Below are 13,353 nucleotides of genomic sequence, written 5' to 3' on the forward strand. Positions count from 1 at the left end.
TTCGGTGCTTAGTAGCATACTCACAAACAGCATCATCATGCCAGTAACAAGTAGTCATATAATGTAGCCACATCTCAAATGCGATGAGGTATTGCAGGATCAAAAGATCTCAAGAGTTCAAAACTGGGTAGCCAACGTAGATGAGACAATAATGAATGTCCGCTATCATAGGGCTTGAGCAATAGACCTAGCTGATCTTTGAAATTAGTTTTAAATCCAATAATCTCATCTATTAATTCAGATCGCTCTGATAATTCAGAAATAGCTTCTTGAATAGCAAAAATATTCTGTTTTTGCTTAATCATATTCTGCCATTGATGATAATACTGATTAAGTTCCTGTTGCGAAATATCAGGTAAATAAATAATATGTTGTAGCAGATGTTTGTATTGAGCACTCAAATTCAGATGCTGAACATAGGTACAAAAATGGCAGGCGAGTGCGAAATTGCTGAAATGATTATTAGTGTAATCAAGATCAAGATTGATAATATAGAGATCAGTGTGCTGTTGTTGGCAGAAATAGCAACTGGTACTTCCCTCAAGTAGCTTTTGTTTGCAATCATTGTATTTTGGTGTGTTAAGACGCTTTAAAAATGTATGGCTGTGATTGGAAGAAGCTAGAAGCTTTAGTTTAATATCAGGATTTATCATGATGTAAAGACTCATAAAGTTGATATTCTTGCTGTAATGCTTTGGACACGTTGTCGATCATGGGCGAAGAAAAAGGCATGTTTAATGCAAGCTCAAATTGCCAATGTGAGATAACAGCAGCGCCTTCACTAAAAAGTGTCTTTCTCCCAACATTATTTAAGGCATACCATAAAGTTCGATTAACGGGTTTTAACCATAAGAATGATGAAGTAGGAACAATACCACCTTTTCTTGCGGTACTTAACAGTGAGCATAACATGGTGTAAGTGTAGTGATGTTTTGTGACAATTTTTTGAATATTATCGTGAGACATACATTCTATTAAATGGTTATTTAAATATTTGTTGAGTTTGTATCGGTTGACAAAGTTTTTTAATTGATTGTTATGTTGGCTGAATTCGTAGTTTAGATAACTTAAAAGCGTGTCAGCTTGCTTGCGTTTATCTAGGATGTATAAGGAAAAGGCAACAGCTAGACCAGATATTTCAAGACTCTCCTGTGCGACATTGCCACAACGATTGCCAAGTTGTTGACTTAAATTGCTATGTAGTGCAATAAGGTCAAGTCTTTCATTTGGTGTTAAATGATGATGCTGTAAATATTCAACGGGGGTTAATGCTGTGCCAAGGTTGGTTTTGGATGGTGTTTCATTTTTTGGCGTGTAAACCTTGTGAAAGCGTTGAGCAATGAATTGAGATAAGCTTGGCATTGAAAAGGTTTGTCTATATTTTCTATTGGGATGGAAGAAAAAAATGATGATGATAAATGTTATGCCAACACACCAAAAAATAGACATTAGAGCATCACTTGTATTGTAGCCTAAATATTTGAGCTGTTTCAGTGTGACGGTCGATTCTAATACATGATTACACCAATTCATCAACATACTATAGTGGTTATCCCACAGCATAATAATCGACAGTTCAAAGCGTTTTATGATAAATATTGCTCTAATGAGTTGATTGTGAAAAAGCCAGTAAAATAGGAGTAGTGCTAGCAGGATAATGGCAACGATATAAGTTGGTGCCATTCCGTCATCATTACTGCTATTAGCAGAGTTAGACATTAATTATCTCCCAATAGTTTATCAATGTTGATAATGCCTTCATCGATCAGGTTAAGCAAAGCGTCGTAAATAAATAAAACCTGTATTAGATCAAAGTTTGTGTCACTAATACTTTTTGTCATTGAGCTATCAAAAACATAAAGGTAGTTATTATCAGCTTGTGATATTAATGCTTTGATAAAGATCTCTACCTGAGTTAATTTCCCAAAATCTTTTGTTTGTTGATTCTCAATAAAGGTTAGATGATGCTCTTGGATGAGATGTTTCATAATGTTAGTTAAAATCATTTTGCACTCTTTTTATTAGATGTTGTATTGCTCTCAGCTAATGTTTGTTGAAATAGATCCTTCAAATTGACTTGAGATTTTTGCTGTAAGTATTGCTTGGAAAGGTGATTGATATGTTTAAGTTTCTCAAGAATTTGTGCTTTATTTTCATTGAGCTTAACGCCAATCATGGTATTTAGCTTATAAAATAGTTTTTGCAATTCTTGAGCGTTAATCAAATGAAGCGTCATATTTGACTGTGTCAAATCAAAATAATCATTATTGAGTTTATCCTCTAGATCGATAGCATCAAATAGTAGGCTGCCTTTTATCAGAGAATTGATGTCAGTAAGAGGATCCGTTTTTTCATATCGTGTTTGATCAGGACTTTCATGTGAGCCATGATGAGCTTGCTCAGCTTCGGCTGTTAGAAATGACTCATCTTCTGAATGTGAAATATTAATATTCCCAGTCATCCCTTCTTGGAGTAAGGCTGAGCTTAGTGGTAATGCGTCTAATTTCTTGTAATGATGTTTGCCAAAAGCAATTTTAGCTGATTCAATGAAAGCGATAGTATAAGGTTCTACTTTCAAGAAATGATTAATCGCGATGTGCTTTGTTTTTTTAGGTGCAGCGTAAAAAGAGCGCATTCTGACGATGTTTGATTTGAAAAATACATGTGCCTCACCAGGTAATTGATCCTTCAAATCCATAAGATCCAGTCGTGCTCGTTTTTCAATACCTGCTTCTTTGGAGTCTTTATATCCTAAACTATTGCCATCTTGTCCCATATTATAACTTCTGACGGTTGACACATAAGCTTCTCCTGCTGTTTTGTTAAAAAAGTCCCATGTTTCGGTAGGATCTTCTAATTTCATACATAGCTTAATGTTTGTATTTGCAAAAATGGAAGCGGCTTCTTCTTTGGAGGCTTTTTGGAAAGCAGGAATATCTTGTCCAGCAAACACAACAGAGAAACCAAGTGAGCGTGCCTGAGCAGGAACAACAGCAAACCCTTCTACAGCATAATAGCCGTACTCATCTAAAATACATAAGAAAGGAGTGTCAGAATTAGAAGGTTTAGATTCGATAACTTCTTTATACTCACCTTGTATTTTTGAGCCAAGACCTGCAGCAAGCATGGCTTTTAAGGAAGCAATAATCAATTTTCCTAGATTGGACAACTCGTCGGGTGATTTTTCTAATGCGGGTAATAAAACGACCAAAATACGGCGATTTAGAATCACATCACTAAAATCAACATCTGCAAGGTTGGTACGCATAATATGTGCATAAACATCGGCAAGTGAGCCGAATATGCGCGTTAATTGCATGGTGATATAACCGTGCTGTTCATATGTTTTGTCAGACTGCTTACCGACGTTTTTTTCCTGATAACCAGGTAATGTTGCAAGATAGTTATACATCGGATCGGTAACGTCAGTAGGAAGTTTTTCTCGTATGACAACTGTACTGTTGTTGTGATCAAGGACTTTTTGTTTATGAAGCAAATCTTCAACAACATCAAGAATAAAATATCTGCGAATAGTATTGGCTTCAAGTAGTAGATAGCCTTTGTCTCTAAGATAAACAAGTAAACGCATTAATGCTTCAACAAAAGAGATTGCACGTCCTTTCCACATGTCTCCATCACCACCACCGCTGTCTGAGGAAGACATCATGCTAACAATTAATTGTGATAGCATGCTTGAAGAGCCCAAGGCAAAGGGATTAAGTGTATTGGATATCATGTCTTTTTGTGGTCCAATAATATCCTCGGCACCTGTCATATAGTTAATTACCAGCAAATCATCCTCGCGTCCCATGAATTTAGCCATTGAAAAAACTTGGGCATAGAGAGAGTTATCACCTTTTCCATCGACATAAATAAAACCTGAGCCTTGAGATAATGCATTAAAAGCAATTGAAAGTAAGGTTTGAGTTTTACCAGAACCTGTCGAGCCTAGTATTAATGCATGAGTGCGCATATCTTCATCGCTAAACCAGACTTCCTGTTTACTAGCAATTTCATTGCCAAAAAAGTACAGTCCAGAAGGTTTGGAGATTTTTTTTTGGACTAGATTACTATTTGATAAATCAGGATGCTTGGCACCTAAAGGTAAGCGAAAAGGTAATCTTGGAATTTGCCAAAATGCGTTCCAGAAGATCAGCAACATAAATACAAACAGTAAGTCACTGATAAGCGGTAACCAAGTCAATGTGATGAGTGATAACACAAGAACACAAATACTTCCTAAGCGTGATGAACAAAGCTCATAAAGCTGGAAGATTAAGCCGCGAGTGTCACGAATGCTCTCACTTGGGCGTGCTTCTTGTGTGCGTGAGAGTCCTCTTAAACCTTTACTCATTTGAATAACATTTCTCAGTTAGTTTTTCACGACCAAATGACCATTCGCGTAGGTTTAATAGAAATACCCATAACGTTATTTGGTAGCGATTGAGTATAAAAAGAAGAACACAGGTTCCAATACTTAGCGAGATGGTCCAAACCCTGAAATGGAACAAGCATAATAGGATTGGAATAAATACTTGCGCTTCAATAATGAAAAATTTAGGCTTTCTACCTGAATCTCTCCAGTGAGCTTGAGTGTTATACATTGAAAAATCTCTCTTTACTATTATTAATTGTGATGGGGTTGGCAATATAAGTTGTAAGTTTGTGTCGTAATGTGCCCCTTGGACAATAATGTGGTTGCGTGGTCTGTAAGCGAGGTTTGGCGTTGCTCCATTGCCTCTTTGATAATAGGCGCCATCATCTCATTTGATGAAGATAGTAACTTTGTTCTAAGTGCCGCATCAACTACGATATATTCTCTTAAAGCAACTCTTTTCCCATCATTGCTTGGGATGAGAGTCTGCCAAATAATGGCGGAAACCGTACTAAAAAAATCATAATAAATGCGTTGTTTTTCTGCGTGCGGAAAAAGCATGAGTAATCGATTAATCGCTTGCATGACAGATTGGCTGTGTAGTGTGCTAAATACGCTATGCCCAGTAAGAGCAGCTTCGATGACTGCTGAGATTGTTGCATTGTCTCGTGACTCTCCAACCATGATTGCTGTTGGGGTGCGCCTTAAAGCATTTCTAATGGCGTAGGCAAAGCTAGGCAGACATCTAGGGACTTCTGACTGCGAAGTAATAGAGTTTCCAGTGTGTGCAGGTAGGATATATTCTATAGGAGATTCAAAAGTGATGATCTTTTCTCCTAAGACACTTTTTGCTGCTCTTAATGCAAGCATGGATGCCAATAATGTCGACTTCCCTGAGCCAGTTGCGCCGCACACAAGGACAATACCATCGTTAATAAAGCTTAACTTAATGAGCTCTTCAGGTAATAATAATGTATCTATAGACGGAGGTGTGGTCGTTAAAACACGCATAGAGACCTGAATCCCAAGCTTTTCATATTGGTTAATCAAACTTGCGTTGATTCTGAATCTTAATTTATGATCTGAGTTAACTCTATGTGTGTAGCTAAAATCCAAATCACTTCCACTGAGTACCTTAGCGGCAGCATTGCTTCCATATAACAAGTTAATAAAGTCTTCAATTTCACTGCCACTTAGCCCTCTGTCGGTAAGTTTTATCTGTTGACCGTAGCGAACAGCAAAAATCGGGCTATCTATTTGTAGCGTTAAATCACTAATATCATTTTCTGCAGTGTAAGTTAGTAACATATCATAATGACAATGCAAAAAATAAGGCGGATCATGTGCAAATAATGTAGATATTGCCGTTGTCATAGCCTCACCTTAATTAGTCGGTAAAAGCTTATGCAATGGATCAAGCATTGCCTGCCATCGTGTTGGGTTGTCTTGAAATTGAGGCACAATCTCCAGATTGATTTCTTTATTATCAATCGCCAAATTGCTTTGATCAGATAAAATTGCTTTTGTTGCTGTTGTAACATATGGGGAGGTAATCATATTGCGATTAATCAACTCATAGTACATCAGCATTCCGTTAAAGTCCCTGCTTAATTCGTGTATGTTTTGTTTAAAAATATCAATCGCTTGTTCAACACCTTTTTCCCAGCCATAGTAAATAGCTAGCTTCCAAACCTTTTGTTCCTGAGCATTGGCAGGTAAAACTGAGCGATCTGGAATTTCAGGTCTGGAAAAGTTAGTGATCAGGTAGTCACGCCAAGTAGGGACATTTGAGACAAAATAGGCTTGCTTTGTAATATGATAGATTTGACCATTAAGTGTGATTTTACGGTTATCTGTATTAATACTCGACTTATTGTATCCCGTCTCAATGACCGGCGGTAGAATATGTTCATTCAGTAATAAACCATTGAAGTTATAGGTTTGATACAACATGGATGAAAGTTTATCAAGATATTTATTAATCATTTTTTGTCCTTCATAAAGCCCGCTTTGTGTGCCTAATTCCAATGCGGCTTCTTTAACTGCTTTTTGCCTTAATGTAAGGTTAGCCCTATCGTATTGAACAATGGGAGTATTGCTGGTTAAATTTTCTAGTTGATGTAAGTCCATTGCGATCATGCTTATAAATACCTGACACTGATAACTTTTGCTTCTGTATTAATTTTTAAACTTGCTTGTTTACCTGTTTGAACAGCAAGGTTTCTTAAAATATTAATGGCTGAATCCTCAACTGGAGCATTAAGCTGACCAATGACCACGATAATTGGGAAGGGTGGTGTTTTGCCGAAATATTGCACTTTAAAGTTTACTGCTAAGCCAATTTGAGTGAGTACATTTTCTAATGGACCATAATAAGTAAGCGACAGTTTTTTCAAAAGTGCGTGATCTTCAATATTAGCAAAAGGAATTTCTGGATTTCCATAGCGAATGGTGTTTGAACGATTAAGTTCATTTAATGATTGTTGGACAGATTCACTGGCATCTTTAAGTTCATTAATAACAATGTTATTAACATACTCAGGGTGATATTTTTTGGGTGAATTGCTGTCTATATGACTGCATGCACTAAGCAATAATAAGCTTAAAATGGATAAATGTGTTTTCATAAGTAAATTTTCATCCTGACAAAATTAATTAAAGGCAATTAAGCTAATGATGTATTTTTATTATTACGTGTTATTAAAAATATCTTTGTCAACTGTAAACTCTTGAACAGAATCAGTCTTGCCCATGTCTTTGGAAATGGTTGATTGAAACATTTGGATACCAGGAACAAGGCAGGTTAGTAAAACGCCAAGCACCAGATGACCACCACCATTTTTAATATGCTCACCTTGACTTTGTGCACCTTGATTGTGATGTTTTCTAAATAATTGGATTGCGCTATAGATAAACCACATGCCAACCAACGTGGCAACAATAGAAATAAAGGTTTTTATTTGGCTAAAAAAAGTGATGATACCTTTTGCCCATGCTTTGAAATCGCCCGTTGTTCCAGGGCTAGGATCTGCAGCGTAGCTTACCGCACAGGTAAGAAATAAGATAGCGACTACTGCGCAAACTTTTTTAATTGTGGATCGATTGATTTTTGCCATTTTAGTTCTCCGTTGTTTTAAGTTTATGTCGTATAAATTGAGTAAAATGATTTATCCATTAATGTTGCAGCTTAAGTGTTGATTCTTAGCCACCATGCCAATATTTTTCGAAATCATAAACATTATTTAAAATAGTAAAGCAAGCCGCTGCATTCATGCCAATTACACCAGCAATAAGATGGCTGATAACCTGACCAATCCCGCCTTCTCTTTGTCCTTCAGAGACTTTAATGAGAAGAAAAATCCCACGAATCAAAGAAATAAAGCCAACAATAGCAAGCAGAGAAAAAATCAAATATTTTTGTGCAATATCTACATCTTCGGCTTTTTCTGCAAAGGATGCATATTCACTGATTGTCTTAATCGGATCAAGTGACATGTCTTGAGGGAATAAAGTGGTGCTAACCATATCCAAAAAGCCACTCATTGATAGCAACGTAACACCAGCAAAAAACATAAGCACCGTGGTGGAGGGTGCATAATAACGAAACATCTGCTGTGTTTTACCATGCTTAGATAAACGAATAATTGCAACAAATAAGATACATAGCCCCATAATGACACCTATACCACGGACAAAATCGAAAACCGTAAAATCCATACCGCCTGCGCCTGTTGTGCCAAGCAAGCTTTGGATAATATTAGAGATATACTTTGTAACTGTTGTATCCATGCTATCACATGTGCTTTTGCTTTTAATTTCGCTTAAAGTGAATTTTTCGCGACAAAGGATTTTCTTTCAATCGAATTGAGACAACTTCATCATTCTGTCTTAAACAATGCATCTGCGTTTCTTTGTTTTGCAAAATGACAAATATAGTTACTTTATGTTTCTATAAATTATTAATTGTTACGTAGTTTTACGCTTTTTTTCATAAAATCATTCATATACCATTTGTGGCTGCTAGAGAAGGTAATTATGTTTAAGATTTTTTGTCATTATGGGGAATATTATGACGCAGCATGAATATGCTTTTTTTGAAAAGGATAAACTTGGCAGATTAGTAAATATTAATAAGCAGTACTTATTGTATCTCGGTGTCGAAGATGAGAAAGAATTGCAGGGAAAGAGTGAAGTGGATATAGCAGAGCTAAAACCATTTCATAAAATCTATTCAACGGGTGAAAAAGAAGCACGCTTACTTAAAGGGGTTTCTATACAAAAAGAGTTATTTTATTTCAGTGATAAAGGTCCGGAGTCAATCATTACGACGAGAACATATCTCAATTTGGACAAAGTTGAGATCAGAGGCTTCTTTTTTAAGATAGCAAAGACTCCTGTAACTTGGGATGGCAAAAGCCTGACGATATGGAATTACTTCAAACCCGTCAAATTATCACTTTTAAAGTTTTATGTACTAACATTAAAATGTAGAGGACACAACAACCTTGAAATTGCTAATCGCATCTTTCGTGCTGAGTCCACAGTAAGAAATATTGTTCAGGACTTATACTGTCTTTTTGAGGTGTATGACTTTGTCACCCTAACTCGTTACTATGATTTAGGCTGCTGGCTTAATAAATTGACCATACATTTGTTGAGTGAAAATTTTTAGCAAAAGCCAAGCGATGGTGGGGAAGCATAAGGCTTTATTTTCCCTCCCGATCAAGCAGGCTTCATTCTTAAAAGAGCGTCCATTGGTAGTTCTTCAAATACCTTTGATACAATGGAAAGAGGAACTCCTTCTGCGAGCATAATCTCTGCACTGCATAGATTATTTGCGTGTACAATTTGTGTTTGATAGAATAGCGAATACATACATTATCTCCTTGTTAAATTATATCCATCGTGAGCTTGCGATTAAAGGCATTAACCCAGCCGATTACAATTATCCCTCGTCAACTGTAACATATCCAACCAAAACAAGCTATTTAATGAAAAAGATGGTTATTTATTGTAATTTTATGGTTTATGGCTTTTCAGAAAGAATTTCTTCTGTTGAGCTTTCCCAGCGAATTGGGGAGCTGAACATGTACCCAGTTCCATGTATGGTTTTAATTATTTGAGGGGTCTGAGGGTCGTTTTCTATTTTTCTTCTAATTCTTAGAACCATCATGTCTAAATTTCTATCCAAACCATTATATTCTCTCCCATATAGTTTCATAATGAGACTATCTCTAGACAACGGTTCTCCATGATGCTCAATGAGTAATTGCAATACCTCAAATTCTTTTGTTGTCAATTCAATAGAAATGCCATTAGTAGTGTGTGTTAGTGATCTCTCTTTAATATTGAAGCACCAATCTTTGAAATAGGCGTATTGAGAGCGTTTTTGTTCTAATTTCTCGTTTTGTAATTCTAGCGATCGTCGCAGGACTGCTTTAATTGCAGCTATTAGCACTTTGGGGTTGAATGGCTTTGTTATATAGTGGTCTGCTCCTACCTCATAAGATAAAACTCTATCAATGTCATCGTCTGAGGCTGTGAGCATAATGGTTGGTATAGGAGATTTGGTATGCAATTTTCTACAAAAATCGATGCCATTCTCTAGGGGAAGGTCAATGTCTAGTAGGATTAAATCAGGTGGATCCTGCTTAATATGTCTACTTGCATCATGGGCATTAGCTACTGCGCATGCTTTAAAGTTATTTCGAGTCAGCATGGCGGATAGCAGATTTCTAACTTCGCTGTCATCATCAACGATTAAAATAGTTTCTTGCATTGTTGTGCTCTTCTAGTAAATTATACGCTTCAGGGTGGAATGTTTGCGTTTAAGCCAATTACGCAGGCATAGAGTACAGCAAACACAAGACTCACATGGTACTGGAGAGTGCACACATTCACTGAAGCATTACACTTAAGATACAGAGTGTATAGAGCAAAAAATAATAACTCAATAGCCGCAATTGGTTTTAAGACTCAATGTAACTAAAAAAGACAAAATGTGAATTTTATGCAAAGAGACTTGCAAAGTGATTTTTAATGGTAGTGTCACAGTACCAACTGCACCAGAGTAAAAACTGAAGTGTGTAGTGACATTAGCCAATCGAGTAATGGTGAGAGGAAAAACAATTCGCAGCTGAGTCAAGCTTATGCTAGAATATCGACCACTTTAACGCCAAGCAAATAAAATTTTCTGTAATGGAAGTAAATAGCTATAAAACACAATTAAAAGAGATGGCAATGCGCTTAGATACACTTCGGGGGTATCTTTGACTTTGCCCATAAAAAAGAGCGTTTAGACGAAGTATTAATGGAGTTGGAAAATCCAGCGATTTGGAATGATCCAGAGAATGCGCAAACGCTAGGTAAAGAAAAAACAGCCCTTGAAGTGGTTGTTAATAATGTCATAACGCTGGATAAGGGAATTATTGATGCGCTAGAGATGATTGATTTTGCACAAGAGGCTGATGATGAGAGCATCTTGCAAGAGGTGATTACCGAAATTGATCATTTGGAGTCTGCGTTAGCTAAGCTTGAGTTTATGCGTATGTTTAATAACCCAATGGATCCAAATGATGCGTTTTTGGATGTGCAATCTGGCTCGGGAGGCACTGAAGCGCAAGATTGGGCACAAATGCTTATGCGTATGTATCTACGTTGGGGCGAGGCGCATGGCTTAAAAACGGAATTGATTGAAGTGTCAGATGGTGATGTTGCGGGTATTAAGAGCTGCACGATTCGTTTTGAAGGTGAGTATGCCTATGGTTGGCTTAGGACTGAGACGGGTGTGCATCGTTTGGTGCGTAAGTCACCGTTTGATTCAGGCAACCGTCGTCATACGTCATTTGCATCGGTTTTTGTCTCCCCTGAGGTGAGTGATGATATCGAGATCGAGATTAACCCTGCGGATTTGCGCATTGATACGTATCGCGCGTCAGGTGCTGGTGGGCAGCATGTCAACCGTACAGATTCAGCGGTAAGAATTACGCATGAGCCATCAGGTATTGTCGTGCAATGTCAGAATGATCGCTCACAACATAAAAACAAAGATCAAGCGATGAAGCAGCTAAAATCAAAGTTATATGAGCTAGAGATGCACAAGCGCAATGCTGAAAAACAAGCACTTGAAGAGTCTAAATCAGATATCGGTTGGGGCAGCCAAATTCGCTCTTATGTACTTGATCAATCAAGAATCAAAGATCTAAGAACCTCAGTAGAGAACACCAATACACAAGCAGTGCTTGACGGTGATTTAGATAAATTTATCGAAGCCAGCTTGAAAATGGGTTTGTAATAGCCAGATTGCTAAAATTGGCATGATACACCATAGGAGCGTGTTGCATATAATGTAGCGGGGCGTATTGAAAATGATGCAGCGTAGGGGCGTATCGAATACGCCTTTAAATAAAGATTAAAATAAAAAACTGGAATAACAGCCATGACAGAACAAGTTCAAGATCAAGTGATGACAAAAGAAGAAGCGCAAATCGAAGAAAATAATCAGATCCAAGTGCGCAAAGAAAAGCTTAAAGAGCATACCGAATCAAATAATGGCATTGCTTTTGCTAATGATTTCAAACCCAATGCCGCAGCAGCGTGTTTGCAAGCACGATATGGTAAGATCGAAAAAGCAGAGTTAGAAGCGTTGGCAGATAAGCCAACGGTAAAAATTGCCGGACGTATTATGCTTAAGCGTGTTATGGGTAAAGCATCTTTTATCACGCTTCAGGATATGTCAGGTCGTATTCAAGCGTATATTCGCAAAAATGATTTAGCTGAAGGCGAGTATGATCGCTTTAATGCGCATTGGGATTTGGGTGATATCGTTGGTGTTGAAGGGACATTGTTTAAGACCAATACCGGTGAGCTATCAGTGCACGCAACGAGCATTAAGTTATTAACCAAATCCATCCGCCCATTGCCTGATAAGTTTCATGGGTTATCCGATCAAGAAACGCGTTATCGCCAACGCTATGTTGATTTGATGACTAATAGTGAGAGTCGCAAAGTTTTCCAGACGCGCTCTAAAATGATTCAATTTATTCGCCGTTATTTTGATGAGCATCGTTTTATGGAAGTTGAAACGCCAATGATGCACGTGATTCCAGGGGGTGCTTCAGCAAAGCCTTTTGCAACGCATCACAATGCATTAGATATGCCGCTTTATTTGCGTATCGCACCTGAGCTTTACCTAAAGCGTTTGGTTGTTGGTGGTTTTGATCGCGTGTATGAGATTAATCGTAACTTCAGAAATGAAGGTTTATCAACGCGCCATAACCCTGAGTTTACCATGATTGAATTTTACCAAGCCTATGCTGATTATAAAGATCTGATGGATTTAACCGAAGATTTATTGCGCAAGATGGCGATAGAAGTCTTGGGTACAACAGATATTCATTACCAAGGTCAAGACTATGATTTGGCACAACCCTTTGTGCGTATGAGCATGTTTGACTCGATTTTACACTTCAATAAAGAGGTTACCAAAGCGCAGTTGGCAGACTTTGATCAAGCAGTAGCAATTGCTAAAAAGCTAGGTATTAAAGTTGAATCACACTATGGTTTAGGTAAAGTACAAACAGAGATTTTTGAAGAAACGGTCGAGCATCGTTTGATTCAACCAACCTTTATTACCGAATATCCAGCAGAGGTTTCACCATTGGCGCGTCGCAATGATGATAATCCTTTTATTACTGATCGCTTTGAGTTCTTTATCGGCGGGCGCGAGATTGCTAATGGTTTCTCTGAGTTAAATGATGCAGAAGATCAAGCTGAGCGCTTTAAGGCGCAAGTAGCTGCAAAAGATGCAGGGGACGATGAAGCAATGTTTTATGATGCGGATTATATCCGTGCTTTAGAGTATGGTTTGGCACCAACTGCAGGTGAGGGTATTGGCATCGATAGATTAGTGATGTTTTTCACCAATAGCGCATCAATCCGTGACGTGATCTTATTCCCGCATATGCGCCCTGAATAAT

Annotated in this window: 14 protein-coding genes; 3 read left to right on the plus strand and 11 right to left on the minus strand. The window is 37.6% G+C overall.

Going from position 1 to position 13,353, the window contains the following annotated elements; translation table 11 throughout:
• Nucleotides 1-74 precede the first annotated feature (74 nt).
• From NYP54_RS07350 to NYP54_RS07395, 10 genes are all read right to left on the minus strand, one after another.
• The gene (locus NYP54_RS07350; RefSeq protein WP_117003642.1) at nucleotides 75-653 is read right to left on the minus strand and encodes a hypothetical protein; all 579 of its coding nucleotides are present in this window, start codon (nucleotides 651-653) and stop codon (nucleotides 75-77) included.
• On the minus strand, nucleotides 640-1,719 hold the full coding sequence (locus tag NYP54_RS07355; protein ID WP_283155967.1) for a hypothetical protein: 1,080 nt from the start codon (nucleotides 1,717-1,719) through the stop codon (nucleotides 640-642). The genes NYP54_RS07350 and NYP54_RS07355 overlap by 14 nt, the downstream gene beginning before the upstream one ends.
• A complete protein-coding gene (locus tag NYP54_RS07360) occupies nucleotides 1,719-2,006 on the minus strand; it encodes a hypothetical protein (protein WP_117003640.1) in 288 nt (95 codons plus the stop codon). The genes NYP54_RS07355 and NYP54_RS07360 overlap by 1 nt, the downstream gene beginning before the upstream one ends.
• Complete coding sequence (locus NYP54_RS07365; protein ID WP_283155968.1) at nucleotides 2,003-4,354, minus strand: TraM recognition domain-containing protein; 2,352 nt, start codon at nucleotides 4,352-4,354, stop codon at nucleotides 2,003-2,005. The genes NYP54_RS07360 and NYP54_RS07365 overlap by 4 nt, the downstream gene beginning before the upstream one ends.
• Complete coding sequence (icmT, locus tag NYP54_RS07370; protein WP_117003638.1) at nucleotides 4,347-4,604, minus strand: IcmT/TraK family protein; 258 nt, start codon at nucleotides 4,602-4,604, stop codon at nucleotides 4,347-4,349. Before icmT ends, NYP54_RS07365 begins: the two co-directional genes overlap by 8 nt.
• 23 nt (nucleotides 4,605-4,627) lie before the next feature.
• Entirely contained in the window at nucleotides 4,628-5,749 is a 1,122-nt protein-coding gene (locus tag NYP54_RS07375; RefSeq protein WP_117003637.1) for an ATPase, T2SS/T4P/T4SS family, read from the minus strand.
• Between the two features lie 9 nt (nucleotides 5,750-5,758).
• Nucleotides 5,759-6,514, minus strand: a complete 756-nt coding sequence (locus NYP54_RS07380; RefSeq protein WP_283155969.1) for a type IV secretory system conjugative DNA transfer family protein — start codon at nucleotides 6,512-6,514, stop codon at nucleotides 5,759-5,761.
• Nucleotides 6,515-6,516: 2 nt separating this feature from the next.
• Nucleotides 6,517-7,002, minus strand: coding sequence for a DotD/TraH family lipoprotein (locus tag NYP54_RS07385; protein ID WP_283155970.1), 486 nt, complete (start codon nucleotides 7,000-7,002; stop codon nucleotides 6,517-6,519).
• Between the two features lie 63 nt (nucleotides 7,003-7,065).
• Nucleotides 7,066-7,491 (minus strand): hypothetical protein, encoded by a 426-nt coding sequence (locus tag NYP54_RS07390; RefSeq protein WP_283155971.1) that lies wholly within the window; start codon nucleotides 7,489-7,491, stop codon nucleotides 7,066-7,068.
• Between the two features lie 85 nt (nucleotides 7,492-7,576).
• Nucleotides 7,577-8,164, minus strand: a complete 588-nt coding sequence (locus NYP54_RS07395) for a hypothetical protein (RefSeq protein WP_283155972.1) — start codon at nucleotides 8,162-8,164, stop codon at nucleotides 7,577-7,579.
• 280 nt (nucleotides 8,165-8,444) lie between these two features.
• Here NYP54_RS07395 and NYP54_RS07400 point away from each other — a divergent pair, with 280 nt between their 5' ends.
• The gene (locus NYP54_RS07400) at nucleotides 8,445-9,047 is read left to right on the plus strand and encodes a response regulator transcription factor (protein WP_117003632.1); all 603 of its coding nucleotides are present in this window, start codon (nucleotides 8,445-8,447) and stop codon (nucleotides 9,045-9,047) included.
• Between the two features lie 354 nt (nucleotides 9,048-9,401).
• On the opposite strand, the gene NYP54_RS07405 is transcribed toward NYP54_RS07400, so the two are convergent.
• Nucleotides 9,402-10,154, minus strand: coding sequence for a response regulator (locus NYP54_RS07405; protein ID WP_283155973.1), 753 nt, complete (start codon nucleotides 10,152-10,154; stop codon nucleotides 9,402-9,404).
• Between the two features lie 419 nt (nucleotides 10,155-10,573).
• Between NYP54_RS07405 and prfB the strand changes: the two genes are divergently transcribed.
• Nucleotides 10,574-11,669, plus strand: a protein-coding gene (prfB, locus tag NYP54_RS07410; RefSeq protein ID WP_117003630.1) for a peptide chain release factor 2 whose coding sequence is annotated in 2 segments (ribosomal slippage) — nucleotides 10,574-10,645 and nucleotides 10,647-11,669 — 1,095 coding nt in all. Because the reading frame shifts where the segments join, the coding sequence is not laid out codon by codon here.
• 144 nt (nucleotides 11,670-11,813) lie between these two features.
• Entirely contained in the window at nucleotides 11,814-13,352 is a 1,539-nt protein-coding gene (gene lysS / locus NYP54_RS07415; RefSeq protein WP_283155974.1) for a lysine--tRNA ligase, read from the plus strand.
• Nucleotide 13,353: the final 1 nt, after the last annotated feature.

It is taken from the genome of Cysteiniphilum sp. QT6929, assembly GCF_030035755.1.
Classification (GTDB): Bacteria; Pseudomonadota; Gammaproteobacteria; order Francisellales; family Francisellaceae; genus Caedibacter; species Caedibacter litoralis.